The sequence below is a fragment of the Cupriavidus sp. CuC1 genome, assembly GCF_044627735.1.
Taxonomy (GTDB): Bacteria; Pseudomonadota; Gammaproteobacteria; order Burkholderiales; family Burkholderiaceae; genus Cupriavidus; species Cupriavidus ulmosensis.
Map to the genome: position 1 here is coordinate 41,994 of NZ_JBIUHC010000013.1, position 26,145 is coordinate 68,138.

At 66.7% G+C, this 26,145-nt stretch carries 26 protein-coding genes and 1 pseudogene; 16 read left to right on the forward strand and 11 right to left on the reverse strand.

Translation table 11 applies throughout. From position 1 onward, the window contains the following. Window positions 1-223 precede the first annotated feature (223 nt). The 3 genes from thiL to ACGLHR_RS08170 all read left to right on the forward strand — a co-directional run bounded on the left by thiL (window position 224) and on the right by ACGLHR_RS08170 (window position 2,413). A complete protein-coding gene (gene thiL, locus ACGLHR_RS08160; protein WP_400093125.1) occupies window positions 224-1,204 on the forward strand; it encodes a thiamine-phosphate kinase in 981 nt (326 codons plus the stop codon). Between the two features lie 106 nt (window positions 1,205-1,310). Beyond that, window positions 1,311-1,877 (forward strand): phosphatidylglycerophosphatase A, encoded by a 567-nt coding sequence (locus ACGLHR_RS08165; RefSeq protein WP_400093126.1) that lies wholly within the window; start codon window positions 1,311-1,313, stop codon window positions 1,875-1,877. Between the two features lie 38 nt (window positions 1,878-1,915). Beyond that, the gene (locus ACGLHR_RS08170; RefSeq protein ID WP_400093127.1) at window positions 1,916-2,413 is read left to right on the forward strand and encodes a CinA family protein; all 498 of its coding nucleotides are present in this window, start codon (window positions 1,916-1,918) and stop codon (window positions 2,411-2,413) included. A 48-nt stretch (window positions 2,414-2,461) separates the two neighbouring features. Here the strand turns inward: ACGLHR_RS08170 and pyrF are convergent, their stop codons facing one another. Next, the gene (pyrF, locus tag ACGLHR_RS08175) at window positions 2,462-3,280 is read right to left on the reverse strand and encodes an orotidine-5'-phosphate decarboxylase (RefSeq protein WP_267604420.1); all 819 of its coding nucleotides are present in this window, start codon (window positions 3,278-3,280) and stop codon (window positions 2,462-2,464) included. 172 nt (window positions 3,281-3,452) lie between these two features. Between pyrF and ACGLHR_RS08180 the strand changes: the two genes are divergently transcribed. Next, window positions 3,453-4,355, forward strand: coding sequence for a DMT family transporter (locus ACGLHR_RS08180; protein ID WP_400093129.1), 903 nt, complete (start codon window positions 3,453-3,455; stop codon window positions 4,353-4,355). Between the two features lie 500 nt (window positions 4,356-4,855). Continuing rightward, window positions 4,856-5,818, forward strand: coding sequence for a magnesium/cobalt transporter CorA (corA, locus tag ACGLHR_RS08185; protein ID WP_006162450.1), 963 nt, complete (start codon window positions 4,856-4,858; stop codon window positions 5,816-5,818). 27 nt (window positions 5,819-5,845) lie between these two features. Here corA and mtgA read toward each other — a convergent pair whose 3' ends face one another. The 8 genes and pseudogenes from mtgA to mpl form a co-directional block, all read right to left on the reverse strand. Next, a complete protein-coding gene (mtgA, locus tag ACGLHR_RS08190; RefSeq protein ID WP_400093198.1) occupies window positions 5,846-6,547 on the reverse strand; it encodes a monofunctional biosynthetic peptidoglycan transglycosylase in 702 nt (233 codons plus the stop codon). Between the two features lie 92 nt (window positions 6,548-6,639). Beyond that, window positions 6,640-7,515 (reverse strand): shikimate dehydrogenase, encoded by an 876-nt coding sequence (gene aroE, locus ACGLHR_RS08195; RefSeq protein ID WP_400093131.1) that lies wholly within the window; start codon window positions 7,513-7,515, stop codon window positions 6,640-6,642. Between the two features lie 17 nt (window positions 7,516-7,532). Continuing rightward, window positions 7,533-8,402: an energy transducer TonB gene (locus ACGLHR_RS08200; RefSeq protein WP_400093200.1), complete on the reverse strand. Its 870-nt coding sequence runs from the start codon at window positions 8,400-8,402 to the stop codon at window positions 7,533-7,535. Window positions 8,403-8,563: 161 nt separating this feature from the next. Beyond that, window positions 8,564-10,732 carry a ribonuclease catalytic domain-containing protein gene (locus ACGLHR_RS08205; RefSeq protein ID WP_400093133.1) on the reverse strand — a complete coding sequence of 723 codons (2,169 nt, stop codon included), beginning with the start codon at window positions 10,730-10,732 and terminating at the stop codon, window positions 8,564-8,566. Window positions 10,733-10,914: 182 nt separating this feature from the next. Next, window positions 10,915-11,010 (reverse strand): annotated as a pseudogene (locus ACGLHR_RS08210) (3-oxoacyl-ACP reductase); the annotation flags it as partial. A 70-nt stretch (window positions 11,011-11,080) separates the two neighbouring features. Beyond that, entirely contained in the window at window positions 11,081-11,722 is a 642-nt protein-coding gene (locus ACGLHR_RS08215) for a chorismate--pyruvate lyase family protein (RefSeq protein WP_400093135.1), read from the reverse strand. 7 nt (window positions 11,723-11,729) lie between these two features. After that, window positions 11,730-12,359, reverse strand: coding sequence for a YqiA/YcfP family alpha/beta fold hydrolase (locus tag ACGLHR_RS08220; RefSeq protein WP_400093136.1), 630 nt, complete (start codon window positions 12,357-12,359; stop codon window positions 11,730-11,732). Window positions 12,360-12,371: 12 nt separating this feature from the next. Beyond that, window positions 12,372-13,775, reverse strand: coding sequence for a UDP-N-acetylmuramate:L-alanyl-gamma-D-glutamyl-meso-diaminopimelate ligase (gene mpl, locus ACGLHR_RS08225; RefSeq protein ID WP_400093137.1), 1,404 nt, complete (start codon window positions 13,773-13,775; stop codon window positions 12,372-12,374). Between the two features lie 232 nt (window positions 13,776-14,007). Here mpl and ACGLHR_RS08230 point away from each other — a divergent pair, with 232 nt between their 5' ends. The 10 genes from ACGLHR_RS08230 to ACGLHR_RS08275 all read left to right on the forward strand — a co-directional run bounded on the left by ACGLHR_RS08230 (window position 14,008) and on the right by ACGLHR_RS08275 (window position 22,946). Further along, the gene (locus ACGLHR_RS08230; protein WP_267604430.1) at window positions 14,008-14,721 is read left to right on the forward strand and encodes a UDP-N-acetylmuramate--alanine ligase; all 714 of its coding nucleotides are present in this window, start codon (window positions 14,008-14,010) and stop codon (window positions 14,719-14,721) included. Window positions 14,722-14,834: 113 nt separating this feature from the next. After that, window positions 14,835-15,383: a TlpA family protein disulfide reductase gene (locus ACGLHR_RS08235; protein ID WP_400093202.1), complete on the forward strand. Its 549-nt coding sequence runs from the start codon at window positions 14,835-14,837 to the stop codon at window positions 15,381-15,383. A gap of 206 nt (window positions 15,384-15,589) precedes the next feature. Further along, window positions 15,590-16,084 (forward strand): type II 3-dehydroquinate dehydratase, encoded by a 495-nt coding sequence (aroQ, locus tag ACGLHR_RS08240; RefSeq protein WP_400093139.1) that lies wholly within the window; start codon window positions 15,590-15,592, stop codon window positions 16,082-16,084. A 160-nt stretch (window positions 16,085-16,244) separates the two neighbouring features. After that, window positions 16,245-16,703, forward strand: coding sequence for an acetyl-CoA carboxylase biotin carboxyl carrier protein (gene accB, locus ACGLHR_RS08245; RefSeq protein WP_267604434.1), 459 nt, complete (start codon window positions 16,245-16,247; stop codon window positions 16,701-16,703). 185 nt (window positions 16,704-16,888) lie between these two features. Further along, window positions 16,889-18,256, forward strand: coding sequence for an acetyl-CoA carboxylase biotin carboxylase subunit (gene accC / locus ACGLHR_RS08250; RefSeq protein ID WP_043349611.1), 1,368 nt, complete (start codon window positions 16,889-16,891; stop codon window positions 18,254-18,256). Between the two features lie 43 nt (window positions 18,257-18,299). After that, on the forward strand, window positions 18,300-19,214 hold the full coding sequence (gene prmA, locus ACGLHR_RS08255) for a 50S ribosomal protein L11 methyltransferase (RefSeq protein WP_267604436.1): 915 nt from the start codon (window positions 18,300-18,302) through the stop codon (window positions 19,212-19,214). Window positions 19,215-19,223: 9 nt separating this feature from the next. After that, window positions 19,224-20,822: a DUF3426 domain-containing protein gene (locus ACGLHR_RS08260; RefSeq protein WP_400093140.1), complete on the forward strand. Its 1,599-nt coding sequence runs from the start codon at window positions 19,224-19,226 to the stop codon at window positions 20,820-20,822. A 70-nt stretch (window positions 20,823-20,892) separates the two neighbouring features. Then, window positions 20,893-21,393 (forward strand): thiol peroxidase, encoded by a 501-nt coding sequence (gene tpx / locus ACGLHR_RS08265; RefSeq protein WP_006162466.1) that lies wholly within the window; start codon window positions 20,893-20,895, stop codon window positions 21,391-21,393. 115 nt (window positions 21,394-21,508) lie between these two features. Further along, the gene (locus tag ACGLHR_RS08270) at window positions 21,509-22,456 is read left to right on the forward strand and encodes a carbohydrate kinase family protein (protein WP_400093142.1); all 948 of its coding nucleotides are present in this window, start codon (window positions 21,509-21,511) and stop codon (window positions 22,454-22,456) included. Window positions 22,457-22,478: 22 nt separating this feature from the next. Beyond that, window positions 22,479-22,946 (forward strand): hypothetical protein, encoded by a 468-nt coding sequence (locus ACGLHR_RS08275; protein WP_400093144.1) that lies wholly within the window; start codon window positions 22,479-22,481, stop codon window positions 22,944-22,946. A 378-nt stretch (window positions 22,947-23,324) separates the two neighbouring features. Here the strand turns inward: ACGLHR_RS08275 and ACGLHR_RS08280 are convergent, their stop codons facing one another. Continuing rightward, window positions 23,325-23,903 (reverse strand): histone H1-like DNA-binding protein, encoded by a 579-nt coding sequence (locus ACGLHR_RS08280; protein ID WP_400093146.1) that lies wholly within the window; start codon window positions 23,901-23,903, stop codon window positions 23,325-23,327. Window positions 23,904-24,406: 503 nt separating this feature from the next. Then, window positions 24,407-25,099 carry a hypothetical protein gene (locus tag ACGLHR_RS08285; RefSeq protein WP_400093148.1) on the reverse strand — a complete coding sequence of 231 codons (693 nt, stop codon included), beginning with the start codon at window positions 25,097-25,099 and terminating at the stop codon, window positions 24,407-24,409. Window positions 25,100-25,632: 533 nt separating this feature from the next. Here ACGLHR_RS08285 and ACGLHR_RS08290 point away from each other — a divergent pair. Beyond that, a complete protein-coding gene (locus ACGLHR_RS08290; RefSeq protein ID WP_400093149.1) occupies window positions 25,633-26,115 on the forward strand; it encodes a DUF2147 domain-containing protein in 483 nt (160 codons plus the stop codon). Window positions 26,116-26,145: the final 30 nt, after the last annotated feature.

The following is a 26,145-nucleotide window of genomic DNA, read 5'->3' on the forward strand; positions in this document are numbered from 1 at the left end:
TGGCGGGTCGGCTCCACGTACCCGCGGTCTCTTCCTTTGGAACCTCGCATTTTATATTGTGAAATATTATTTCACAATAAGCGTTTTGCGCGAGGCACCTTTGCGTTTCGGTACAATATGCCGCATGCCGCCTGCGCTGAACAGCAGGGCGAAACCCGCAGCGGCCGCGACCCGGCGAGGTTTCCCTGGCCCTTCGCAGACTCTCCGCCGCCCCGACCCCTTCATGCCCGATTCCTCCAGCGCCCAGCTCTCCGAGTTCGACCTGATCCGCCGTTTCTTTACCCGGCCCGCACGCACGGCGGTATTGGGCGTGGGTGACGATTGCGCGCTGATTGAAGGGCGTCCCGGCCACCACCTTGCCATCAGCACCGACATGCTGGTCAGCGGGCGGCATTTCTTTCCGGACGTGGCGCCGCGCTCACTTGGCCACAAGGCGCTGGCGGTCAATCTGTCCGACCTGGCGGCCATGGGCGCCGAGCCCCGCGCCTTCACGCTGGCGCTGGCGCTGCCCGACGCGCAAGCGGCCTGGCTGTCCGAACTGGCTGCTGGCATGCTGGAACTGGCTGACGCGCACGGCTGCGAGCTGATCGGCGGCGACACCACGCGCGGCCCGCTCACGCTGAGCCTGACGGTGTTCGGCGACGTACCCGTGCATAAGGCGCTGCGACGCGATGCCGCACGCCCCGGCGACGATATCTGGATTTCCGGCACGCTCGGCGACGCCCGCCTGGCGCTGGGCGACTTCCGTGGCGAATGGCTGCTGCCCGAGCCGGACTTCAGCCAGGTGCGCCCGCGCATGGAGACGCCCACGCCGCGCATCGCGCTGGGTATGGCGCTTCGTGGCGTGGCGCATGCGGCACTCGACATATCCGATGGCCTGGTCGGCGACCTCGGCCATATCCTGGAGCGCTCCCAGGTCGGCGCCCTGCTCGATGTCGACGCCCTGCCGCGCTCGACGGTGCTGGCCAGCCAGCCGCAGGCGCGCCAGCTGGAATGCACGCTGGCCGGCGGCGACGACTACGAACTCTGCTTTACCGCCCCCGTGGGCGAGCGCGACCATATTGCCGCCATCGGCGCGCGGCTCGGGCTGGCGGTGACGCGTGTCGGCGCCATCACGCCCGAGGCCGGCCTGCGACTGGTTGACCGCGACGGCAACCCGAGCGCTTACAACGGCACCAGCTTCGACCACTTCGCTTCCCCCTGACAAGCGTGCGTGCGCCGTGTCATCATGCAGCCATGCGGGGCGCCAGACCCTGTCCGGACACGCTGTCCGGGATAATCTCCATCCGAACCAGACGAGCCAACCCCTGATGTCCGCCAATCCGCCCGGGCCTACCGCGCACGATCCCGCCCTGACCCTGGAAGCCGGCCAGGCCGCCAAGGTCACGCGCCCCACGGCGCGTTTCATGCTCTCGCACCCCGCTCACCTGGTCGCACTGGGCTTCGGCTCGGGACTGTCGCCAGTCGGGCCGGGCACGGTCGGCACGCTGTATGCATGGGTGTCCTACCTGGTGATCTCAATGTGGGTGCAGCCGGAAACCTGGCTGTGGCTGATCGTCGGCGGCTTTGTGCTGGGGCTCTGGGCGTGCGCGCGCACCGCGCGCGACATGGGCGTGTTTGATCACGGCAGCATGGTCTGGGACGAGATCGTCGCGTTCTGGCTGGTCATGGCCTTCGTCATGCCAACCGGGTTCTGGGGCCAGCTTGCGGCATTCCTGTGGTTCCGCCTGTTCGACATCGTCAAGCCGGCGCCCATCGGGCATCTCGACCGTAAGCTCAAGGGGCCCGGCCTGCGCGGCAGCTTCGGCGTGATGTTCGACGACATCATGGCCGCCTTCTACACGCTGCTGGTGTTCGCCCTGTGGCGTTCGCTGTGATCCGCCGCTCCCCCAACCCTAACTACTGAACCGCCATCATGCTCGTCAGCCGCTTGCTCGACCAACTCGCCGTCCAGGTCGGAATTTCCCTGAGCGAGAAGTCGCTGTTGCTCGCCACGGCGGAGTCCTGCACGGGCGGCCTGGTGGCCGCGGCCATTACGGATGTGTCGGGCTCGTCAGGGTGGTTCGAGCGGGGCTTCGTCACATACTCGAACGAGGCCAAGTCGACCATGCTGGGTGTGCCGGCCAAGCTGATCCGCGACCATGGCGCGGTCAGCGAGGAAGTGGCGCGCGCCATGGCCGAAGGGGCTCTGCTCAACAGCCGCGCCCAGGTGGCGCTATCGATCACCGGCGTGGCCGGCCCGACCGGCGGCACGCCGGAAAAGCCCGTGGGCATGGTGTGCTTCGGCTGGAGCAACCGCATCACCACCAAGATGGAAACGCAGCGTTTTCGCGGCGACCGGCAGCAGATCCGCCGCCAGGCCGCGGAATACGCCATCCGCGGCCTGCTCGAGCTGGTCCGCAACGAGGCCTGAAACCTCAGTCACGCGTGGCGGCGGCAAGGCCGCCGCCAATGCGGCGGCTCAGCCCTGCCGGAAGCGGTTGATGGTTTCACGCGTCTGCAGCGCGACGTTGCGCGCAGCGGCCGCGAAATCCTTCTCGCGGCTGGCATAGAGGATGGCGCGCGACGAATTGATCATCATGCCGGCGCCAGCGCCGGTGCGCCCGGCGCGCACGGTGGCCTCGATGTCGCCGCCCTGAGCGCCGATGCCGGGGATCAGCAGCGGCATGTCGCCCACGATCTCACGCACCTTGGCAATCTCAGCGGGGAAGGTCGCCCCCACCACCAGCGCCATCTGCCCATTGGTATTCCAGCGTGTGGCGGCCGCCTCGGCCACCACCTGGTACACGGGCTTGCCGTCCACCGGCAGGAATTGCACGTCGGAGCCGCCGGGATTGGACGTGCGGCACAGCACGATCACGCCGCGATCCGGATAGGCCAGGTACGGCTCGAGCGAATCCAGGCCCATATAGGGATTGACCGTGACCGCATCGGCCCGGTAACGCTCGAAGGCCTCGATGGCGTATTGCTGCGCGGTCGAGCCGATGTCGCCGCGCTTGGCGTCCAGGATCACGGGAATCCCGGGATGGGCGTCATGGATATAGGCGATCAGCTGCTCGAGCTGGTCTTCGGCGCGCTGCGCCGCAAAATAGGCGATCTGCGGCTTGAAGGCGCAGACCACGTCGGCGGTGGCGTCGACGATCTCGCGGCAAAAGGAGAAGATCGCGCCGCCCGTGCCCGTCATGGACAGGGGCAGCTTGCCCGGGTCGGGATCCAGCCCGACGCAAAGGAGGGAATCGTTGCGCTGCCAGGCTGCAGCCAGCTGCTCGGTGAAGGTCATGGGATGCTCGCTAATCTGGGTCGGCCGCGTCGGCTGTGCGCCGGGCTTGTCAAGCCGGGTCGGCGCTCCCCCGCGGCAACAGTCGTTCCTGCGATTTTACCCGCTGCGTGCTATCTTCTGCCGTTCTTCCTCGATACAAAGAGCGGCGTCGCACACAGCCGCCGCCCCGCCAATGCATCTCAATCGCCGCAGCCTGGTGCTGCTCGTCATCCTCACCCTTGCCTGGGGCATCAACTGGCCCATCATGAAACTCGGCGTGGCGCACTTCCCGGCCATGGGGTTTCGCCTGCTCTGCATGGCCGGCGGCGTGCTGGCGCTGGGCCTGGCCTTGCGCCTGCGCGGCGAATCGCTGCGCATGCCGCCCGGGCAGTGGCCGACCGTGATCAAGCTGGCGATTCCCAATATGGTGATCTGGCACCTGCTGGCCATCTGCGCCGTCAAGATGCTGTCATCCGGGCGCGCCGCCATCCTCGGCTACACCATGCCGATCTGGGCCGTGGTCTGGGGCCTGGCGCTGTTTCGCGAGCGCATCGGCGCGGCGGCCTGGATCGGCATTGCCTGCGCGCTGGCCGGCACGGTCCTGCTGCTGTCCGGCGAGATCGCGGCGCTGGCCGGCAGCCCCGGCGGCACGCTGCTGATGCTGGCCGCGGCGGCGGGCTGGGGCTTCGGCACGCAGATGGTGAAGCGCAGCAAGACCGAGCTGCCGGTCGGTGTGCTGACCTTCTGGATGCTGGTGGTCACCCTGCCCTTCCTGCTGCTCGGCACGCTGCTCCTCGAGCAGGGCTGGCGCCTGCCGAACGCCGTGGAATGGGGCGCGATCGCCTATAACGCGGTAGTGGTGTTTGCCTTTTGCCACCTTGTGTGGTTCATGCTGGCGCGCAGGCTGCCGCCGGTGGTGTCGGGCCTGTCGATGATGTTCATTCCAGTGGTCGGGGTGTTTTCCGGCATGTGGATGCTGGGCGAGCAGCCGCACTGGCAGGACTACACCGCCATCGTGCTGATGTTCGCCGCGCTGGCCTCGGTGCTGCTCGCGCCGCTGCTTCGGCGCTGGCGCGAAGGGCCGCGCACGGCATGACGGGAGCCCCGCGCGCCGGCGCCTGCCTTCACCCAGATTTCACTTAACAAGCCCCCCTCGTTGGGCTACACTCGCGGCCATCATAATCCCGGAGAAACTACGTGGGCAGTAGCATCGGGTGTTCGTGTTGCCGCAGCCAGATTGCGATCGCACCGAATGCCATGTCACTGCGGGCTGCGTAACGACGACCGCCGGAGCCGGCTAATCCCGCTCCACCGCCTCGTCGGACTCGCCCGCAGCACATACTGCGGGTGAGTGTTCTTCCGTGCCCCTGACGGCCGCCGCCGCGCGCGCCGCTTCGTCCCGGACTAGTCCCTCCCCCGGCTTGCCAGCCATGAACGGCAAACGCCATCGCCTTGCGCGCACTTCAAGCGCACAGCGCGATCACGCTTGCCAGCGGCCCTACGCTTCGCCGTTTTCGCGCGAAGCATGGGTTCGCCCCAAGGCCGGCGAGCCAAGCCTGCGCGTTTCTTCGCCAAACGCAACAAGGAAGCCCTGGGATGATCAACCTGTTCGTCCTGCAGAAAGGCCGGCTCGCACAGGAGCAGGTCGACGATCGCAATGAACTTCTGCAGCACAAGCCGATCTGGATCGATGTCATCAGCCCCGATGACGAGGAACTCGCCTGGATCAAGGAAGCCTACGGCGTAGCCCTGCCGGAGCTGGAGGACCTGGGCGACCTGGAAGCCTCGGCCCGCTACTTCGAGGGCGAGGACGAGAACATCCATATCCGCACCGACTTCCTGCTCGACGAGGAAGATATCTCGCGCAACGTGCGGGTGGCGTTCGTGCTCACGCGCGACGTGCTGTTCTCCATCCACGACGAAGACCTGCCGGTGTTCCGGCTGGTGCGGTTGCGCGCGCGCATGCGCCCGGGCTCGGTGCGCAACGCCAAGGACGTGCTGATGGACCTGTACGCCACCGATGCCGAATACTCGGCGGACTCCATCGAGGAAGTCTACGAGCGGCTGGAAGAAGCCAGCAAGCGCGTACTGGCGGAGAATGTGACCGATGCCGCCGCGGCCGACGTGCTGGAAACCATCGCCCGCGAGGAAGACCTGAACGGCCGCATCCGCCGCAACGTGATGGACACGCGCCGCGCGGTCTCCTTCCTGATGCGCAGCCAGTTGCTGTCTGCCGAGCAGCAGGACGAAGCCCGCCAGATCCTGCGCGATATCGACTCCATCGAGAACCACACCGCGTTCCTGTTCGACAAGATCAACTTCCTGATGGATGCCACGGTCGGTTTCATCAACATCAACCAGAACAAGATCATCAAGCTGTTCTCGGTGGTGTCGGTGGCGCTGATGCCGCCTACGCTGATCGCCAGCATCTACGGCATGAACTTCAAGTTCATGCCGGAGCTGGACTGGGCCGCAGGCTACCCGTGGGCCATCGCGCTGATGGCCGTGTCGGCGGCGATCCCGCTGGTGTACTTCAAGAGGAAGGGCTGGCTGAGCTGATTGAGTTTGTGCGGCGCCGCCCCGGACTCAGTCCGGCAGCGTGGCCGCGCCCATGCGGCGCGCGATGATGTTGGCCTTGACCTTGAAGTTCACGCGCACATTGGCGCAGTACTCCTTCTTGTCGAAGCACTTCGGCGCCGGCAGCGCGGCGGCCAGGCGCGCTGCCTGGCCCACGCTCAGCTTGGCGGCGCCGGTCTTGAAGTAATGCTGGGCCGCGGCCTCCACGCCGAACACGCCCTCGCCCCACTCCACCGAATTCAGATAGATCTCGTAGATACGCTGCTTGTCGAGCCAGAACTCGAGCATCCAGGTGATGGCCAGCTCCTGGCCTTTGCGCAGGTAGTGCTGCTCGGACGAGAGGAAGAGGTTCTTGGCCAGTTGCTGCGTGATGGTGGATCCGCCACGCACGATGTGCCCGCGCTTCTTGTTGCGCTCCCACGCATCGAGCATGGCGTCGAGCTCGTAGCCGGGATGGTTGACGAAGTCGGCGTCCTCGCTGGCGATCACCGCTCGCTTGAGGTTGCGGGAGATGTCGTCATAGCCCACCCAGCGGCGGTCCACCTGGCAGCTCCAGAACTTGAAGCCACACAGGCGCCACTGCTCGGCCCGCAGGAACGCCGTGGATGACGGGTTCACGGTTTGCCAGGCAGCGATCTGCAGGAAGAAATACACCTGCATGGCCAGCACGCCCGCGATCAGCGTGCCAAGCAGGTAGGCGAGCCAGCGCAGCGGGTTGAGGCCGCCGCCCCTGCCGCCTTGAGCAGCCCCGGGACGGGCGGTGCGCTTGCGCTCAGCCATGTTCGAGCCTGCCGGGCGCCGCGTTAGCGCGCGGCTTCGGCCTGCAGCGCAGCGCGCAGCGTTGCCAGCACGGGCGCGGTGGCGGGCCGCACGCCACGCCAGTTGTAGAAGGCCTCGGCAGCCTGCTCGACCAGCATGCCCAGCCCGTCGCTGGTGCGCGCGCCGCATTGGGCGGCGAACTTCAGGAATACGGTGGGCTGGGCGCCGTACATCATGTCGTAGGCCAGCACGTCCTTGCCCAGCAGTTCCGCCGGCACCGGCGGCAGTTCGCCCTGCAGGCTGCTGCTGGTGGCGTTGATGACCACATCGCAGGCGTCTTCATCCGTCAAACCCGCCAGCGCGTCGAAGCCGCCGCCCCACAATTCCACGCCATACTCGTCGGCCTGCTGGGCCACGTTTTCCAGGATATCGCTGGCGCGCTGGGGCGTGCGGTTGGCCACCACGATGCGATCCGGGCGGCACGCGATCAGCGGCAGCATGGCGCCCATGGCGGCGCCGCCCGCGCCCAGCAGCAGGATGCGCTTGCCTTCGAGCAAGGTATCGAGGTTGACTTCGATGTCGCGCGTGAGGCCGACACCGTCGGTGTTGTCGCCGTGGATCACGCCGTCCTCGATCCACATGGTGTTGACCGCGCCCGCGCTCTCGGCGCGCGGCGTCAGGCGCTCTGCCAGGTCGTAGGCTTCGAGCTTGAACGGCACGGTCACGTTCAGGCCGTGGCCGCCGCCGTCGAAGAAGGCGCGCACGGTGGCAACGAACCCATCGAGCGGCGCCAGCAGGCGCTCGTACACGACAGCCTCGCCGGTCTGCTGCGCGAACGCGGCATGGATGGCGGGCGAGCGGCTGTGCGCGATGGGGTTTCCGATCACGACGTAACGGTCGGCGGGAGTCTGGGATTGCATAGTGTCAGGTGATGATGTCATCGGGACTGCAGGCGAGTTTCCAGCCCATTGCGCGAAAACTTGAATGTGGAGATCACTTCGAGAATATCCTGGCGCGCCTGCATCTGCGCCGTGAACCCGCCGAACGGCGCCGCCGCCCGCACGATGGCGACCGCCTGGCGGTCCAGCGCGGGATCGCCCGAGCTCTTTACCACGTCGATGGCATCGATGTTGTAGCCATCGCGGTTGTAGCCAAGCCGGCCCTGCCGGTTGACGTTGATCACCAGAATCAGCTGCCCGTAGAGCGGCTTGCCATTGCGCTGGGGGAAATCGGTTGTGCCGCGCGCTTCGATCTTCTGGCGCAGGCGGTCGTAGTACTGCGCGTATTCCACTTCCTGCGCGCTGGTGGCGGTGAGCTGGTAGCGCTTGGGCCGCTTGGCATATTGCTCGAGGTTGCGGCCGATCTCGGCTTCGAGCTTGGCCATCTCGTCAAGCGAGGTGCGTTCGTCCTGGCCACGCAGCGGGTTTTCCACGCGCTGCTGGCCGGGCTTGAGCGGTTGGCTGTGCACCGGCGGCGCGGCTTCGCGCGACTGCGTCATCAGCCGCTGCTGTTCCTGCTCCATCTGCTCCACGCGGCGCTGCATCTGGCGCACCAGGTCGCCGTCCTTGGTGACGGTCTGGGCCGGCAGCGGCGTGGTCGCGCGCTGCTGGTCGTGCTCGCCGCCGCCGTCGAGGTTGGCCTGGGCCAGCACGGTTGGGTTCTGCGGGCGCTGCGCCGACTTGGAATTGACCAGCACCACGTCGAGCGCGGCATCGGTACGCTTGATCTCGAACGCCTCCGGCGCCACGACGCGCACGGTCAGCAGCAAGGCATGGGCCAGCAACGAGACGACCAGCGCCTTGGCCATCGTGCTGCTGGCGTTCCACCACTGGCGGGGAGAAAAAGCGGCTTTCACGATGGGCGGGACGTTGGCTGGGAAGCGTCGATCGGGCGAGACTGGGGCCGGGGTCCGTGGGACCCCGGGTCAGACTGCGATTGTAAGGGAGCGCCTCGTTTTTTCCGAGGAACTCAGCCCGCGCCGCTGGCGCCGGTGTCGCTTGTGTCCGACGAAGCGCCTTCGCTTGTGGCATCTGCGGCACTCGCGGCTTCGTCATCGCCGGTTTCCCCGGCCGCGGCGTCCGCCTCACCTTCAGCCTCACCTTCAGCTGCCCCCTCGAGCACCCCCTCGGCAGCGGCTTCGGCGGCCTCCTCGGCCGCGGCTTCAGCGGCGGCTTGCGCCGACACTTCGCTGGCTTCGTCGTCCCGTTCCATCTCTTCCTGCGGCAGTTCGCCTTCGCCGGCAAACACTTCCAGGACCCGGCAGGACACTTCCAGCGAGATCTCGTCGATGGCGCCGATCTCCAGCAGCACCTGGGTGCCGCGCGAAGCCTGCATCAGCTCGGGCACGCGCGTGACCAGCGGGATCTCGGCAAAGCGCACGGCGCCTTCCTTGAGCACCGAACCCATCAGGCGCTCGCGCTTTTCCTGCTGCAGCCAGCGCAGGCACCAGTAGCGTTCCATGGTCGACTGGTGGTCGGCATAGGCGGCGTAGGTGCCTTCGAAATCCGCCACGGCAGCCAGCAGGTCCGAGTCCTTGGGCTTGAACGGCGCCACCAGCTTGGCCGTGATGCCGTGCTGGGCAACAGCCAGGATCTGCCACTGGTTGACCAGGTCGACGTAGCGCCGCAGCGGCGAGGTGCTCCACGCATATTGCGCCACGCCCAGCCCCTCGTGGGGCGCCGGGTAGGTCTGCATGCGGGTGCGGTTCATGCCCCAGGCCTTCTGCGTGCGATAGATGCCCGGCACGCCGTTGTCGGCCAGCAGCTTGCCCCAGGTGCTGTTGGCCAGGATCATCAGCTCGGCCACGATCTTGTCGAGCGGGGAGCCGCGGCGGCGCTGCTCGATGCGCACGCGTTCGCCGCCCTCTTCCAGCAGGTCGATGTAGAAGCTGTAGTCGGCACGGTTGTGCGACTCGGGACGCAGCCCGCTGGCAAGACGCGCCTTCTGGCGTTCGTCGTGCAGCCAGCCGGAGAAATGGAACAGCTGGGTCAGCGCGTCGCGGAACGGGTAGTCGCCGGTGCCGGCGGCCAGCGCGGCCTCGGTCACCACATCCTCAAGCAGGTTGTGGCGCAGGTTGGCCGCGATCTTGACCAGCTCGGCGCGGGTCTCGCTGCTGACGATCATCTGCAGGGCCGGGTCGTAGACCACGTACAGCGACAGGGCCGGGCACTCGCGGCCTTCCTGCAGCGTGTAGCGCTCCACCACGGAATCCGGCAGCATGGTGATCTTGTCGCCAGGGAAGTAAACCGTCGACAGGCGATGGCGCGCAACCGTGTCGAGCGGCTCGCCACGGCGGATGCCCAGCCCGGGCGCCGCGATATGGATGCCGACGCGGATCTTGCCGCCGTCCAGCGGCGTGACCGACAGCGCATCGTCGATCTCGGTGGTGGTGACGTCATCGATGGAGAACGCCTCCACATCCGCGCGCGGCAGCTCGCCGGCGGGTTCCGGCACGGCCACGTCGGGAAAGCCCGTGCCCTTGGGGAAGCATTCGGAGAGGAACTTGGCCTCGTGCAGCGCGCGCGGGCTGGCAATGCCGCCCACCGCCACCATGAGCCGCATCGGCGACATGCCGAGCGCCGTGCAGGCGGCGTCCATCGCCTTGTATTCGAGGCTGTTCTTGTCAGGCTTGAACAGTAGTTGCAGTGCCTTGCCGCGGAACGCCTCGGGCAAGGTCAGGGCCTTGAGCTGGTTTTCGTACTCGGCCTGCACCAGGGCTTGCTGCTTCTTGCGCTCGAGCGCGGCCAGCGCAGCCTTGAGCTGGTCTTCCGGCGCGCGCTGGTAGCGCCCGCGGCCCTTGCGGCGGAAATACACCGGATTGCCGTGCAGCGTCTGCGCCAGCGCGGCTTGCTGCACCACGCTCGCACCCGCGCCGTAGTACTCGGCCGCCAGGTCGACAAAGCCGAATTCTTCTTCCGACGCGCATTCCCACAGGAATTCCAGGTCGACCTCGCCGACCAGGTCGGCGGTCTGGCGCAACAGCTCGATCGCCGACGGCTGCGCAAACTGCAGTAGAACGTCGCGCGACTTGACCTTGGTGCGCTTGCCCGCGGGCAGCTCCACCTGGTACGACTCGCCCTGCTGGGTCAGCACGGTGCCGGCGCGAATCTCGCCGCCTTCTTCGAACAGCAACTGCATGGATCGATACTTTCAGAAATGCCGGGAACCGCTCTTGGTAAATAAGCGCCCTGGCGCTTTGTGACGCCTGCGGGAACGGCCCGGTGAGAGAAATGGTGCAAGGCCGCCTTCAGGCGAGACGGCAACCGGACCTGAGATGATACCGCACCGCGCCGGCTGCAAGCTCTGCGCGGGCCGGCCTGTTACAGCGACATGCCGCCGCTGGCCTCGATCGCCACGCCATTGATGTAGCTGGCATCGTCGCTGGCCAGGAAGGTGTGGATGCTGGCGATCTCGGCAGCAGCGCCGGTGATGATGGCAACACGTCCCTGCAATTTCATGATGGTCGTCTCTTCTTCTTGGTCGCGATTATCGATGTGGGGAAATTTCTTGCTTTGGATGGCTACCTGTCGGCTTCTGCCAGGAACCGCCCATTCCTGGAGCAGGTCGCGCCAGCAAGTCTGGCAGGAATACCTCGGTCACCAGCATGACGCCGTCGCCCCGCCGGAAGAGCGAGCGCCGCGCAGGCAACACCGCGCACGGCGCGAGCTCCCGCATGGCCGGCACGGCTAGTTCCAGCCGGCGCCGCAGCGGGTGGTGCGCCAGCAAGCGCGCAAACGTGAATGGCTCACGCCGCACGCGGGGATCGACGAACAGCGCGCCGCCCAGCGGGCGCTCGCCCAGGCCGCGCAGGAACGGCCAGTCGCGCCGGGCATGGTCGGGCTTCACCACGGTATGGGCAAAGATGGCCGGCGCCCCGTCACAAATCAGCAGCACCTCGCGCGCCAGCGCGCGGCGGCGGGCAGGCAGCCCCAGCGCCTGCCATTCATCGGCAAGGGCGAGCTCCATGCGCTGTGCCAGGCGACGCACCCGGAAAGCGCCTGACGCCGCCACCAGCCGGGCGGTGAGCGAGCCATCGCCGATCACCCAGCGGCGCAGGTTGGCGCTGATGGCGGGATCTTCGGGTAAGTGGGAGTGCCAACCGCTGCGGCGCACATGCGCCCCGTTCATGCCGCGCTCATGCCTGCGGCTCCGGGTCGATGGGGCTGACCTGGCTGACCTGGCCATCGGGACCATAGCCGCAGAAAGCGAGGACTTCATCGACGTAGTCGGCAAATTCGCTGATGCCGTGGTCGCTGCCCTCGATGACACGGGTGTGCGCCCCGGGGAATGCGGCCAGCATCTCGCGGTAGTCCAGCACCTCGTCGCCGGTCGCGGCCATCAGGAAATAGCGCTGCGGCCGGGTGATGGGCTCGACCCGCAGTGCCAGCAGTTCATCCAGGTGGTGGCGCTCCACCCGCACCGAGCCGCCGCCGTGCCAGAGCGGCTGGTCGCCAAGGTGGCGCTCCAGGTCGGTCCAGGGATGCACCGCCGGGTTCAGCAGCACCGCGCGGCAGCCGTGGCGCTCGGCCAGCCAGCGCGCATAGAAGCCGCCCAGCGAGGAGCCGATGATGGTGAGCGGCTGCGCGCCGCCAGCCTGCGAGGCCGCGATGGCCGCTTCGGCCTGGGCGATGGCCTGGGCCGGCGACACATTCAGCACGGGGCAGGCGTAATAGCGCCCCACGCCCCACTCGCGCATGCGCTCCTGGACCAGGCGGGCCTTGAAGGACTGTGGTGACGAGCGGAAACCGTGCAGGTACAGCAACATGCCAGCCCCCGCTCAGGCGCAAGCGCCAGCAGCAAAGGCGTCCAGCAGCTTCTGGTGGACGCCGCCGAAGCCGCCGTTGCTCATGACCAGCACATGGTCACCCGGGCGCGCGGCGGCTCGCACCGCGCGGACCAGTTCGGGCAGATCGCTGAAGGCGGCCGCGCGCTCGCCCAGCGGCGCCAGCGATCCGGCCAGGTCCCAGCCCAGCGCATCCTTGCCGCTGGCCGCGCCGTAGCCGAACACCAAGTCAGCCGTCTCGAGGCTGGCCGGCAGCTGCGCCTTCATCACGCCCAGCTTCATGGTGTTGGAGCGCGGCTCCAGCACCACCAGGATGCGCGCCTCGCCAACCCGCTTGCGCAGGCCGTCGAGCGTGGTCTGGATCGCCGTGGGATGGTGGGCAAAGTCGTCATAGACCGTGATGCCATTGACCACGCCACGCACTTCCATGCGGCGCTTCACGTTAGCAAAGCGCGACAAGGAGTCGATCGCCTGCGGCGCGGGCACGCCCACGTGGCGGGCAGCAGCAATCGCAGCCAGCGCGTTCATCCGGTTGTGCGTGCCTTGCAAGGCCCAGCTGAGCCGGCCTTGCAGCTTTTCGCCGAACCAGACATCGAAACTGTCCTGGGTCACGCTGTCGCCGGCCCTGGCGGCAGCGGCTTCTTTGGGCTCGGCGGCACGCCAGTCGCCGACGCCGAACTGCTCGGTCTCGCTCCAGCAGCCCCGCTCCAGCACGCGCGCCAGGCTTTCCTCAAAGCCGTTGACGATCAGCCGGCCCTGCTCCGGGACGGTGCGCACCAGATGATGGAACTGGGTCTCGATGGCAGCAAGATCCGGGAAGATGTCGGCGTGATCGTATTCCAGGTTGTTCAGGATGGCGGTGCGCGGACGGTAATGGACAAACTTGCTGCGCTTGTCGAAGAACGCCGTATCGTACTCATCGGCCTCGATCACGAAGAAGTCGGACTCGGTCACCCGGGCCGACACGCCGAAGTTCTGGGGCACGCCGCCCACCAGGAAGCCCGGCTGGTAGCCGGCATCTTCCAGGATCCAGGCCAGCATGGAGGTGGTCGTGGTCTTGCCGTGCGTGCCCGCCACCGCCAGCGTCCATTTGCCGCGCAGCACATGCTCGCCGAGCCACTGCGGGCCGGAGACATAAGGCAGGTTGCGGTTCAGAATGGCCTCCATCAGCGGATTGCCGCGCGAGACCACATTGCCGATGACGAACAGATCCGGCTCCAGCGCCAGCTGGCCGGGATCGAAGCCCTCGATCAGTTCAATGCCCTGCGCCTCGAGTTGCGTGCTCATCGGCGGGTAGACATTGGCATCGCATCCGGTGACGCGGTGGCCAGCCTGCTTGGCAAGCACGGCCAGGCCGCCCATGAATGTGCCGCAGATACCGAGGATGTGAATATGCATGGGATTTGGGATTAGGCGGGCCAGGGCGGCCGGGCCGGGTTGCTTCTGGATGGAAAGAATTGTACCTGAGGGGGTGACGGCGAAGCCGTGCGGGAGGCGCCGGCGCCGGCGCCGGGCACGGCAGATTTCCAGGCCGCAGCCTTCTTCCCAAGGAATCTCCCCGTCACCAACCACTCTAAAATGCAAAACCCCGCCCCAGCGCAGGCCGCGATCCCTCCGGTATCATCCCCCCATGCCCCGCCGCCCCAGCCTCGACCCCATCCGCCTGCGCGAGGAAATCGCCCAGGCCGCCGCCCGCATGATCGCGGAAGACGGCACCGACTACGCTACGGCCAAGCGCAAGGCCGCGCGGCAGCTGCTGGGCGACGTGCGCGTGGCGGGCGAGTGGCTCCCCGACAATGAGGCCGTGGAGGCGGAGGTCCGTCTCTATCAGGCGCTTTTCCACTCGGAGAGCCAGCCCCGCGTCCTGGCGCTGCTGCGCCGGCTGGCCGTGCTTGCCATGCGCGACCTCGCCGCGTTCCGCCCGTACTTGGCCGGGGCCGTGCTCAACGGCACCGCCACCGAGCATTCCGACATCTATCTACAGTGCTTCTGCGATAGCCCCAAGGATCTCACCCTGCACCTGCTCAACGCTGGCGTGGACTTCGACACCAGCGAGACCCGGCATTTTGCCGGCCGCGGCGAGGTCGAGACCCTGAGTTTCCTCTGGAAGGGACAGTGGCCGGCCGTGCGCGACGCGCGCCTGCTGGCAGGAGAGATCCGTGCGGAACTTGGCCAGCCAGTTGGCATTCATATTGCGCTGTATGATGCGGATGACGAACGCGGCGCAGTCCGGGCCGCGGCCAGCGGCCGGGTTGCCCGTGCCGATGTGGACGCGGTGCAAGCGCTGCTGGCGGCCGCCGAAGCGGCAGCCCGCGAGGTGCCCGACGCGCCCGCGGCGGCCTGAGCGCCACCTCTGACCGGGAGCGCAGGCGAGGCCGGACATAGGCCATGCGCGCTTTCCCCATGGAGCCCTCCAGGTTCTTATCTCTTCCATCAGCCGCTATCTTTCTTGCTGCCATGACATCTTCCACCAGCACTCCTGTCCGCCGCAGCCGCCTCTGGGTCTGGCTTGCCGTTGCCGTGGTGGCCGCCGCCGCCGGCGCGCTGGCCGGGCACTATGTGTTTTCGCCCAAGCCGGCATCCGATGAGGCCGTCGAGACGTTCCTGCGCACGCAACTGCCGGATCCGGACGGCACCCAGATCAACTTCGCGCAACTTCGTGGAAAAACGGTGGTTGTGAACTTCTGGGCACCTTGGTGCGGCCCCTGCGTGGAAGAAATGCCCGACCTGACCGCTTTGCATAAGGAATACGCGGGACGGAAAGTGGAATTTGTCGGCATCGGCATCGATTCCGCCAGCAACATCCAGCAGTTCATCAAGAAAGTCCCCGTCTCGTACCCGCTCGCCGTGGCCGGTTTTGCCGGCACGGAACTGTCGCGCAATTTCGGCAACGCGGCCGGCGGCCTGCCCTATACAGTGATCATTGCGCCAGATGGCACGGTCAGCTACCGCAAAATGGGCAGGGTTTCCCCTGACGAGCTGCGCGCGGCGTTGCCTCGCAGCTAGGCATAAGATTCTTGATTTGGGGCGATTTTCTCCTAACCTTGTTCGATCATCACGCAATTTGATCGAAACGCGATTCCGCACGCAAAAAGGGCGGGGTCGGGTCTGAAAACTCGCCGACTTCGAAGCTGCCTATGTCTACGCTGCTAGACAAATCACTCTAAGCTACGGTAATCTCCGCGCAATTTCGTTGAATTGGTCGAGCCGCCGTGATCGATACACCTCCCGAACGCCGCTCCGCCCGCTACCGCAAGGTGCTGGTCCTGCACGGACCGAACCTGAATTTGCTGGGCACGCGGGAGCCGGAGACTTATGGGTACACGAAACTAGCCGATATCGACCTGGCCCTCGCGCAGCGCGCCCGCCAGACCGGCATCGCCCTGGCTACGTTTCAGTCCAACCATGAGGGCGCGCTGGTGGATCGTATCCATGCCGCGCGCGACGAGGGCGTGGATTTCATCATCATCAACCCGGCCGCCTATACGCATACCAGCGTGGCGCTGCGCGATGCGCTGGCCGGGGTGGCGATTCCGTTTGTGGAAGTCCACTTGTCGAACGTGCATCGGCGCGAGAACTTCCGTCATCACTCCTACTTCTCCGATGTGGCGATCGGGGTGATCTGCGGACTTGGCTGGCAAGGGTATCTGCTGGCGCTGGACTATGCCCTCGAGCAGGAGCTGGAGCAGGCGCTTCCCAAAGCCTGATCCGCCCATTGATTTCTTAAACCATTACCGCGCCCCCGGCGCCTGCCCTGCCGCTGTTTTTCGCGGCGGACCGAGGCAGCCCGCCGGAGGCGTCAGTTTTTTCCCGGACGCAGCCACCAGAGCGGTGGCCGCCGGACAACCCGATTCAGGAGGATAGAAGATGGACCTGCGCAAGCTGAAGACGCTGATCGACCTGGTGGCCGAGTCCGGCATCTCCGAGCTGGAAGTCACCGAAGGCGAAGGCAAGGTGCGGATCGTCAAGGCGCCGCCGCAGGTCATCGCCGCGCCGATGGCCATGCAACCGATGCAGGCACTGCCCCCGGCCGCCGCGCCCGCCGCGATGCCCGCCGTCGGCGCCGAGCCGGCCGCCCCGCAGCTGCCGGTTGGCCATGTCGTGACCTCGCCGATGGTCGGCACCTTCTATCGCGCACCGTCACCGGGCGCCGCGTCGTTCGTCAATGTGGGCGATACCGTCAAGGAAGGCCAGACGGTCTGCATCATCGAAGCCATGAAGCTGCTCAACGAGATCGAGTCGGACAAGGCTGGCGTGATCAAGGAAATCCTGGTCGAGAATGGCCAGGCGGTGGAATACGGCCAGCCGCTGTTCATCATCGGCTGAAACTGACCGGCATGCCGCGCCGCCCGCAGCCTGCGCCGGAGAGTGCTCCGGCCAGCCACGGCGGCGACGGCCATCGGGCGTTCCTCGTCCCGGTGCCAGCACCCCCGCCCGCACTCCGGCTGCCCTCGCCGGGGGCGCCAGGATCTGCCGCGGTGGGACCGCCTTTCTCCTCGCAGAGAGTGACTATGTTTGAAAAAATTCTGATCGCGAATCGCGGTGAAATCGCCCTTCGCATCCAGCGCGCCTGCCGCGAACTCGGCATCAAGACTGTGGTGGTGTATTCGGAGGCCGACAAGGAAGCCAAATACGTCAAGCTGGCCGACGAAGCCGTGTGTATCGGCCCGGCGCCCTCGCCGCTGTCGTACCTCAACATGCCGGCGATCATCTCGGCCGCCGAGGTGACCGACGCGCAAGCCATCCATCCGGGCTATGGCTTCCTGTCGGAAAACGCCGACTTCGCCGAACGCGTTGAAAAGTCCGGTTTCGTCTTCATCGGCCCGACCTCGGAGAGCATTCGCCTGATGGGCGACAAGGTCTCGGCCAAGCAGGCCATGATCAAGTCCGGCGTGCCGTGCGTGCCGGGCTCCGAGGGCGCCCTGCCCGACGACCCCAAGGAAATCCTGGCCACGGCGCGTGCCGTGGGCTATCCGGTCATCATCAAGGCAGCCGGCGGCGGCGGTGGCCGCGGCATGCGCGTGGTGCACACCGAGGCAGCCCTGGTCAATGCGGTCAACATGACGCGCGAGGAAGCCGGCCGCGCCTTCGGCAACCCGGAGGTCTACATGGAGAAATTCCTGGAGAACCCCCGGCACGTCGAGATCCAGATTCTGGCCGACCAGCATCGCCAGGCCATCTGGCTGGGCGAGCGCGACTGCTCGATGCAGCGCCGCCACCAGAAGGTCATCGAAGAAGCACCTGCGCCGCACATCCCGCGCCGCCTGATCGAGCGCATCGGCGATCGCTGTGCCGAGGCTTGCAAGAAGATCGGCTACCGCGGTGCCGGCACCTTCGAGTTCCTGTACGAGAACAACGAGTTCTACTTCATCGAGATGAACACGCGCGTACAGGTGGAGCACCCGGTCACCGAGATGATCACCGGCATCGACATTGTGCAGGAGCAGATCCGCATCGCCTTTGGCGAGAAGCTGCGCTGGCGCCAGAAGGACGTGCAGCTGCGCGGGCACTCGATCGAATGCCGCATCAACGCCGAGGACCCGTTCAAGTTCACGCCGTCCCCCGGCCGGATCACTGCGTGGCACATGCCCGGCGGTCCCGGCGTGCGGGTCGACTCGCACGCGTATGATGGCTACTTCGTGCCGCCCAACTACGATTCGATGATCGGCAAGATCATCACTTACGGCGCCACCCGCGAGCAGGCCATCGCCCGCATGCGGATCGCGCTGTCGGAAATGGTGGTGGACGGCATCCAGACCAACGTACCGCTGCACCGTGAGCTGATGCTCGATGCCAACTTCGTCGAAGGCGGCACCAGCATTCACTATCTCGAGCACCGCCTGGCCCAGAAGAACGTGGCCAAGGGCGGCAAGATCTGAAGCCCCGGCGCGGCCAGTCATAACTGATCGACAAGGATCGCCTGTGGCATTTCAGGAATGTGTGATCGAAATCGCACAAGACCAGGCCGAAGCCTGGTCTGACGCGCTGTTCGACCTCGGCGCGCTGTCGGTCTCGGTGGAAGACGCCGATGCCGATACGCCCGACGAGCAGCCGCTGTTCGGCGAGCCCGGCATGGAGCCGACCCGCCTGGCATGGAACCGCTCGCGCGTGGTGGCACTGTTTGACGACAGCGCCGACCCCGTGCTGGTGGTGGCCGCCGCCGCCAATGCACTGGGTATCGACCCGGTGCCGGCGTACCAGTTGCGCCCGGTGGAAGACCAGGACTGGGTGCGCCTGACGCAATCCCAGTTCGCGCCGATCCGCATCGGCGAGCGCATCTGGGTGGTGCCGTCCTGGCACGATGCGCCGGAACCCGACGCGGTGGTGCTGGAGCTGGACCCGGGCCTCGCCTTCGGTACCGGCAGCCATCCCACCACGCGGTTGTGCATGCAGTGGCTGGAACAGAACATCAAGGCCGGCGAAACGGTGCTCGACTACGGCTGTGGCTCGGGCATCCTCGCCATCGTGGCGCGCAAGCTGGGTGCCGGCGACACGCTCGGCATCGATATCGACCCCAACGCGGTGGAAGCCTCGCGCTATAACGCCGAGCGCAATCGCGTGGAGGCCACCTTCGCGCTGCCGGAAACCGTCTCCGAGGCCAGCTACGACCTCGTCGTCGCCAATATCCTGTCCAACCCGCTGAAGCTGATGGCGGCCATGCTGAGCGCACGGGTTCGCCCCGGCGGCCGGCTGGTGCTGTCGGGCGTGCTGGAGCGGCAGGCCGACGAAGTCGCCGCGGCCTACGCGCCCTGGCTGCCCATGTCGGTCTGGCGCAGCGAGGAAGGCTGGGTCTGCCTGCACGGCACCCGCGGTGAAGGCCCCGGCACCCAAAGCTGAGCCCAGCCCATGGCCGCAGCCAAGCTCGTCACGCGTTGCCCGGCCTGTCGCACTGCCTTCCGGCTGGTGGCGGACCAGTTGCGGCTGCGCCAGGGGCTGGTCCGCTGCGGCCAGTGCGATACCGTCTTCGATGCGCGCGAGCACCTGATCGAGCTGCCGGCGCCCGAGCCGGCAGGCAGCCCTGAGACCGCCGCGCAGTCGGCGGGAAGCACTACCGCCCCTGCCCCTGCCGAGTCCCCGGCACATGAGGCGCCCGTCGAGCACGCGCACGACGAAGCGCAACACGAAGAAGCCCACGAAGAATCACACAAGGCCGCCCGCGCGCCGCGCGCCCCGCGCAAGCGCTCTCATGCCGACGCGCACCCGGACACGCAAGCGCACGCCGTCGAAGCTGCTGCTGTACCGCACGAGGCAGCACACTTCGACACGCGCCCCTCCGACGACGACGACGCCGACGAGAGCCGCCCCGCCGCTGCGCCCTTTGACCCCGGCTACGACCCTGGCTATGACGTGCCGGCGCTCGACGCGCCCACCGTCATGCTGTACCAGACGCAGGCGGAAGCAGACGAGGCCGTGCAGGCCAGCAACCGTCAGGCGGAGCCGGAAGCCGGCACTGCGGACTCAGACACCGGTGAGGACGAGGACGAGCCCTCCGCGGTATTCGTGCCCGGCATCGTCGAGGGCGAGGAAGTCGGCCTTGCCGCCGACGCCGAGGGAGCCGAGGCAGACACGCCGCGGGCAAGCGAAGCACCCGCCCCCGCGCCGGAAGCAGCACCCTGGCCGCAACTCGACCCCAGCACGCTAGGCGACGACGATGCCACGCACACCGCGGACATCGCCGATACGGAAAGTGCTGCCGACACAGCAAAAGCGGCGAACGAAGCATCCGCCACCAGCCGTGCCGCCACGAGCACTGCCCCCAACGCCGCCAACGCTGACACTGCGGCCGTCCCGAGCGCAAGCGGTTACCTGCGCGCCGAAGCGCAGGACGACCTCCCCGAGATTCCCGCAGCCATCGCACGCGAGCAGGCCGAGCGGCCGTGGATGCGCAGCGACACGCCTGCCACCCCGTCCTTCGCGCCCGACTTCCTGCGCCACGCGCGCGAGCGCGATCCTGGCCCGGCCAGGCGCAAGCGCGTGCTGCAAAGGCTGGCAATCGGGTTCCTGGTGATCGCGGGACTGCTACAAGGCACCTACCTGGCGCGCAGCCAGTTGTCCGGCCGCTTCCCCGTATTGCGCCCCGCCTTCGAGGCGGCCTGCGCGCCGCTGGGTTGCGAGGTGGCACCATGGCGCGACATCGACGCCTTGCGCATCGAGAGCTCGCTGCTGCAAAAGCAGGATGAAGAATCCGACGCCTACCTGCTCGCCGTCACGCTGCGCAACCAAGGCCGCGCCACCGTGGCGCTGCCCGCCATCGAGCTGGTCATGACGGACCTCCAGGACCAGCTCCTGCTACGCCGTGTGCTGCAACCCGCCGACTATCTCGAAACCGGGCAGCAGGCCTTTGCCACACATGGCCTGCGGGCAGGCACGGAGCTGCCGGTTCGGGTACGATTCCGGTCGCAGCAGGCGGCGGCAAACTACCGCGTGCTGATCTTCTATCCCTGAATTCCACCCGGGCTCGCCGCTCATTCCGGGCGCCCCCATTCGCGAGCCCGCATTTCACACAGGAGCACATATGAGCAACGTCACCCTCGGCGGCAACGCCATCGAAGTCGGCGGCAAGTTTCCGCAAGCCGGCGACAAGGCCCCCGCATTCTCGCTGGTCGGCAAGGACCTGAAGGACGTCACGCTGGCCGACTTTGCCGGCAAGCGCAAGGTGCTCAATATCGTCCCCAGCCTGGACACCCCGGTGTGCCAGGCTTCGGCCCGCAAGTTCAATGAAGCCGCCAGCGGCCTGGCCAACACCGTCGTGCTGACCATCTCGGCCGACCTGCCGTTCGCCATGGGCCGCTTCTGCACCGCTGAAGGCCTGGCCAACGTGGTGCCGCTGTCGCTGATGCGCGGTGCCGACTTCAAGGGCAACTACGGCGTGGATGTCAAGACCGGCCCGCTGGCCGGCGTGACCGCGCGCGCCGTGGTGGTGCTCGATGAGAACGACACCGTGAAGTACAGCGAACTGGTCTCGGAAATCAAGAACGAGCCGAACTACGACGCCGCACTGGCCGCACTGAAGTAAGCGCGCCACCTGCCAGGCGCGGCCACCCGGCAAAACGGGTGGCCGTTTTTGCATTCAGGGGCACCGGCCTGACCCGGTGGCCCCGTCAGTCCGCATTACGAGAATTGGAGAGAGCATGTCCAGCCTGATCTGTGGCTCCGTTGCCTACGACACCATCATGACGTTCGAGGGGCATTTCCGCGAACATATCCTGCCCGACCAGATCCACATGCTGAACGTGTCCTTCCTGGTCCCGTCCATGCGCCGCGAGTTCGGCGGCTGTGCCGGCAATATCGCCTACTCGCTCAAGCTGCTTGGCGGCGATCCGGTGATCATGGCCACCGTCGGCGTCGACGCCGAGCCCTACCTGCAACACCTGCGCGCGCTCGATATCGGCACCGAGCACATCCGCACCCTGCCCGACACCTTCACCGCGCAGGCAATGATCACGACCGACCTGGAGAACAACCAGATCACGGCGTTCCACCCTGGCGCGATGAACCAGTCGCAGCTCTCGCAGGTGCAGGACGCGCTCGGCGGCAGCAATGCGCCCGGCCTGGGCATCGTCGCCCCCGACAGCCGCGAAGGCATGCTGCACCACGCGCGCCAGTTCGCCGCCGCCGGCGTGCCGTTCATCTTTGACCTGGGCCAGGCCATGCCGCTGTTCAACGGCGATGATCTGCGCCAGTTCGTTGAACTTGCCAGCTACGTGACGGTCAATGACTACGAAGCCCAGGTTCTGTTGTCTCGTACCGGCTGGACCAGCGACGAAGTCGCCGCCCAGGTCAAGGCCTTCATCGTGACCCACGGCGAGAAGGGCGCCACCGTCTTCGCCGACAAGCAGAAGTACAATATCGCCTCCGTGAAAGCGGATCGTGTCGTCGATCCGACGGGCTGCGGCGATGCCTTCCGCGGCGGCCTGCTCTACGGCATCGAACGGGGCTTCGACTGGGAAACTACGGGCCGGCTTGCCAGCCTGATGGGCTCCATCAAGATCGCGCACCAGGGTCCGCAGAACCATAAGCCGTCGCGCGACGAAATCGGTGAACGCTTCCAGTCCGCTTTTGGCTATCGCTACGAGTAACACCTTTTTCGGGATTGATCCTATGCACACCCTGATCCGCACCAGCGCCATCGCGCTCGCCGCCGCCGCCACCCTGGTGGCTGGCTGCGCTTCGCAGTCGAACTCCGCCAGCATCTACACCCCGGGCCAGGCGCAGCGCGAGCAGACCTTGCGCTACGGCGTGGTCGAGACGGTTCGCGAGGTGCTGATCCAGGGCGACCAGACCGGCGCCGGCACCATCGCCGGTGGCGCCATCGGCGGCATCGCCGCGGGCAGCACCATCGGCCGCGGCGGCGGCTCGGTGGCGGCCGGCGTGCTGGGCGCCGTGCTCGGCGGCATCACCGGCAGCATGGCCGAGAACAAGATCAGCCAGCGCCGCGGCCTGGAAATCACCGTGCGCCTGGACAACGGCGACATGCGCGCCATCGTCCAGGACGCCGACGAAGCCTTCCGTCCGGGCGAGCGCGTGCGCTTGCTGTCGTCGGGCGGCACGACCCGCGTCACGCACTAAGCGCAGGACGCAGGACGGCATTTGGGCGGCCCTGGATGGCCGCGCAGCGGCAGGCGCAACCCAAGGGTGCCGCCCTGCCGCGCAACGGCTCCTGGCACGCTCTGAAGCGGTCTGCTGGGCCGCGGCAGACGCCGCAACGCAACCCTGGCAAAGCGCTGACTCCTTCACCGGAGCAGCGCTTTTTCTTTGCTGCGATCCCGGCCCGGGCTCCGGCGTCCCGCTTCCCGCTTTCCGATCGCCCATGAAAAAACCCGCCGGGCTTGCACCATCGGCGGGTTGGCAAGACTCGCGTCTTGCGGACCGGATACGCGGTATCCGGTCAGTGCGGCACGCCCTGCGTGCCTTGGCAATTCCCAGCGGTAGCCGTTACCAGCACGCTTACGGACGGGTGCCCGTGGGGAAAGGCCATGCCGCAGCCGGGTTCAGCGCGGTCTTGGCAGCTGCAGCGGGTGCAACAGCAGGTGCAGCGGCAGGCTTGGCAGGCGCGGCCTTCTTGGCAGCAGCCTTCTTGGCCGGTGCCTTCTTGGCAGCAGGCGCCTTCTTGACCGGCGCAGCCTTCTTGGCAGCAGCAGCCTTCTTGGCAGGCGCGGCCTTCTTTGCCGGAGCAGCCTTCTTGGCCGGTGCGGCCTTCTTGGCGGCGACCTTCTTGGCCGGTGCGGCCTTCTTCGCTACAACCTTCTTGGCGGCAGCTTTCTTGGCCGGTGCGGCCTTCTTGGCTACGACCTTCTTGGCTGCGGCCTTCTTGGCCGGTGCGGCTGCCTTCTTGGCCGGCGCTGCCTTCTTCGCTACGACCTTCTTGGCGGCGACCTTCTTCACTGCAGCCTTCTTGGCCGGTGCGGCCTTCTTGGCGGCGACCTTCTTCACTGCGGCTTTCTTGGCCGGGGCGGCTGCCTTCTTGGCGGCCGGCTTGGCGGCGGCCTTCTTAGCCGCCGGTTTCTTCTTTGCAGTCGTTGCCATGGATAACTCCTTCACTTGAGAGTGAATATCGAATGACCTAAGTTGGCGACCCGACCGACCCGAGGCGCGATACAGCGGTGCGACCCCAATCGAGCGAGCGATTCATCGGCGCACGGCAACGTTGTGGCCGCACGCTAATGAATTCGGTGGCAGGGGCACCGCGGCGCGCGGTGCGAATGTGGCCAAGCGGAGCCCGCAGCCGGGCTTCTGACGCTTGCCGCGCCCTGGAATATTCGATCTGCCCGCGCCATCCGCCGGATCGGCGCGCGACATGAAAAGAAGAGATATCGGCCGGCATTTCCGCGATGCGGGCTAGGCCACGCACACCACGTACGGCATTTTTTCGGGGGTAGTTCGCCCATCCCGTTGCTGGGCCAAAGGAGACTGCACGCGTTTTAGAAAACCAGTACGGCTTGGTCTGCGTCAAAGTTCTAGTGCTCCTGAGCTACCTGTTTCATTGCATCGAAGTGGGTGGCGCTCATCGTTGCGCATCACGTCCAACCTCATCGTTGCATCTTGCTGTCTTGCTTGCCTCGCAAGCCATGCAATGAAGTGAGACTCTTGTCAAGGCGAATCATAATTCGTTTGTTGGGCGATGTTAAGAAAAAAGTGCAAAAAAACTTGCGCGCGAGCATGACAACTTCATCGTCTTCGTCGTTGCGCTGCGCGGACCTCGTCTTTGCTTGCGCGCGCTGCGCTCTCACCGCGTCTCTCGTCCCCTCTCGACGCTCTCTCGCGAGCATGCTCGACGCAGCTTCGACACAGCGTCGCGCGAGCGTTACGACGTTGCCGGCACGCTCCCCTTTTTCATCGCGCGCATCGCTGCCTGCGCGCCTTCGAGGCGCTTGAACGACACGCTTGCCGACCATTCCGGAAAACCGGAAACCCGCATGCGCAAAGGCTTTTCGGGAAACTAAAAACTTCCGCGAGACAACCGCGCGCACGCCTCGCGCCGTCGTTGCCACGCGTGCTGCCCGGATGCGAGCGAGCACGGCGAGCGCATCGACAGCGCCACCGCGAAGACTCGCATCGGCAACGCGGCGCGCAGCGCGGACGCTGCGCGTCTGCGTATCCCGGCACGCGCGCTCACGCGCAGCGCGAGCAGTGATGCGCCGACGCAACGGTTTGAGAATCGTCACCGCGACACGCGCGCTCCAACGATGCGCGAACGATGCTCGGACGATGTCGAACGCCATCTCGCACTCGCATCGCGCAGGCGTCGTCGACGCGTGAGATGCCATCGCGAGCCGCGCATTGCCGGTGGTGTCGCCGGTGGTCTCACGGTGGTGTCGGCATGCGTCCGGCAGTGGATGACTCAGCGCGTCGACCAGGACGACAGATCGCCTGGCGAGGCATCGGCTTGCGCACCATCCGAATGGACTACTGCCAACGGATCAGGTCGCCGATGCGCGCAAGCAACGAGAGAGGGGATGGCCGCACGCGCCGGCGCGTCCTGCGGCAGCAAGCGCGGCATGTTGCCCCACTTGAAACGCACGGCTAGAGGATTGCTTCGAGTGGCGGCCAGGGGACAATTTGCTGCATGACAGAATCGGCCTGTTGCCAGCCGCCAGGCCGGTCTGCGGCAGGTGCCGGGGCGGCTTTGGTGCGTACGCAAAGGCGGGCTGGCGATTGCAGCGCGAGCCCATGGCCAGTAGATTGGCGTACGCGCGCCGCCGGGCTGGTCCTGCGCCGGTATCATGGCGCGCGCCAACTCGAAGAGGAGATCCCAATGCACTTTACTGCCCCCCGCTCCGTCGCACGCGCCGCCGCCGTCGCGGCTCGCACCGCCGTGCTCGCAGGTGCGCTGCTGGGTAGCGCCGTTGCGCTGGCCCAGGCCACCCCGACCGGCTCATGGAAGACCATCGACGACGCCACCGGAAAGCCGCGCGGCCTGGTGGAGATCAGCGAACAGAACGGTGTCTACAGCGGCAAGCTCGTCAAGAGCTTCGTCGAGAGCGACGGCAAGCCCAAGGTGTGCGACAAGTGCACCGACGCGCGCCGCGACCAGCCCATCATGGGGATGACCATCATCACCGGCCTGCGCAAGACCGGCGACAACGAGTGGAGCGGCGGCGAGATCCTCGACCCCGAAAGCGGCAAGCTCTACAAGACCAAGATGTCGCTGGCGGACGATGGCAAGAAGCTCAACGTGCGCGGCTTCATCGGCATCAGCCTGCTGGGCCGCACCCAGACCTGGGAGCGCGAACGCTAGCCTGCCACGACGGGCGGTGCCGGTGCCACC

Coding starts and splice junctions, on each gene's coding strand:
- thiL (WP_400093125.1), top strand. CDS start 224: ATGCCCGATTCCTCCAGCGCCCAGCTCTCCGAGTTCGACCTGATCCGC.
- ACGLHR_RS08165 (WP_400093126.1), top strand. CDS start 1,311: ATGTCCGCCAATCCGCCCGGGCCTACCGCGCACGATCCCGCCCTGACC.
- ACGLHR_RS08170 (WP_400093127.1), top strand. CDS start 1,916: ATGCTCGTCAGCCGCTTGCTCGACCAACTCGCCGTCCAGGTCGGAATT.
- pyrF (WP_267604420.1), bottom strand. CDS start 3,280: ATGACCTTCACCGAGCAGCTGGCTGCAGCCTGGCAGCGCAACGATTCC.
- ACGLHR_RS08180 (WP_400093129.1), top strand. CDS start 3,453: ATGCATCTCAATCGCCGCAGCCTGGTGCTGCTCGTCATCCTCACCCTT.
- corA (WP_006162450.1), top strand. CDS start 4,856: ATGATCAACCTGTTCGTCCTGCAGAAAGGCCGGCTCGCACAGGAGCAG.
- aroE (WP_400093131.1), bottom strand. CDS start 7,515: ATGCAATCCCAGACTCCCGCCGACCGTTACGTCGTGATCGGAAACCCC.
- ACGLHR_RS08200 (WP_400093200.1), bottom strand. CDS start 8,402: ATGGCCAAGGCGCTGGTCGTCTCGTTGCTGGCCCATGCCTTGCTGCTG.
- ACGLHR_RS08205 (WP_400093133.1), bottom strand. CDS start 10,732: ATGCAGTTGCTGTTCGAAGAAGGCGGCGAGATTCGCGCCGGCACCGTG.
- ACGLHR_RS08215 (WP_400093135.1), bottom strand. CDS start 11,722: ATGAACGGGGCGCATGTGCGCCGCAGCGGTTGGCACTCCCACTTACCC.
- ACGLHR_RS08220 (WP_400093136.1), bottom strand. CDS start 12,359: ATGTTGCTGTACCTGCACGGTTTCCGCTCGTCACCACAGTCCTTCAAG.
- mpl (WP_400093137.1), bottom strand. CDS start 13,775: ATGCATATTCACATCCTCGGTATCTGCGGCACATTCATGGGCGGCCTG.
- ACGLHR_RS08230 (WP_267604430.1), top strand. CDS start 14,008: ATGCCCCGCCGCCCCAGCCTCGACCCCATCCGCCTGCGCGAGGAAATC.
- ACGLHR_RS08235 (WP_400093202.1), top strand. CDS start 14,835: ATGACATCTTCCACCAGCACTCCTGTCCGCCGCAGCCGCCTCTGGGTC.
- accB (WP_267604434.1), top strand. CDS start 16,245: ATGGACCTGCGCAAGCTGAAGACGCTGATCGACCTGGTGGCCGAGTCC.
- accC (WP_043349611.1), top strand. CDS start 16,889: ATGTTTGAAAAAATTCTGATCGCGAATCGCGGTGAAATCGCCCTTCGC.
- ACGLHR_RS08260 (WP_400093140.1), top strand. CDS start 19,224: ATGGCCGCAGCCAAGCTCGTCACGCGTTGCCCGGCCTGTCGCACTGCC.
- tpx (WP_006162466.1), top strand. CDS start 20,893: ATGAGCAACGTCACCCTCGGCGGCAACGCCATCGAAGTCGGCGGCAAG.
- ACGLHR_RS08270 (WP_400093142.1), top strand. CDS start 21,509: ATGTCCAGCCTGATCTGTGGCTCCGTTGCCTACGACACCATCATGACG.
- ACGLHR_RS08275 (WP_400093144.1), top strand. CDS start 22,479: ATGCACACCCTGATCCGCACCAGCGCCATCGCGCTCGCCGCCGCCGCC.
- ACGLHR_RS08280 (WP_400093146.1), bottom strand. CDS start 23,903: ATGGCAACGACTGCAAAGAAGAAACCGGCGGCTAAGAAGGCCGCCGCC.
- ACGLHR_RS08285 (WP_400093148.1), bottom strand. CDS start 25,099: ATGGCGTTCGACATCGTCCGAGCATCGTTCGCGCATCGTTGGAGCGCG.
- ACGLHR_RS08290 (WP_400093149.1), top strand. CDS start 25,633: ATGCACTTTACTGCCCCCCGCTCCGTCGCACGCGCCGCCGCCGTCGCG.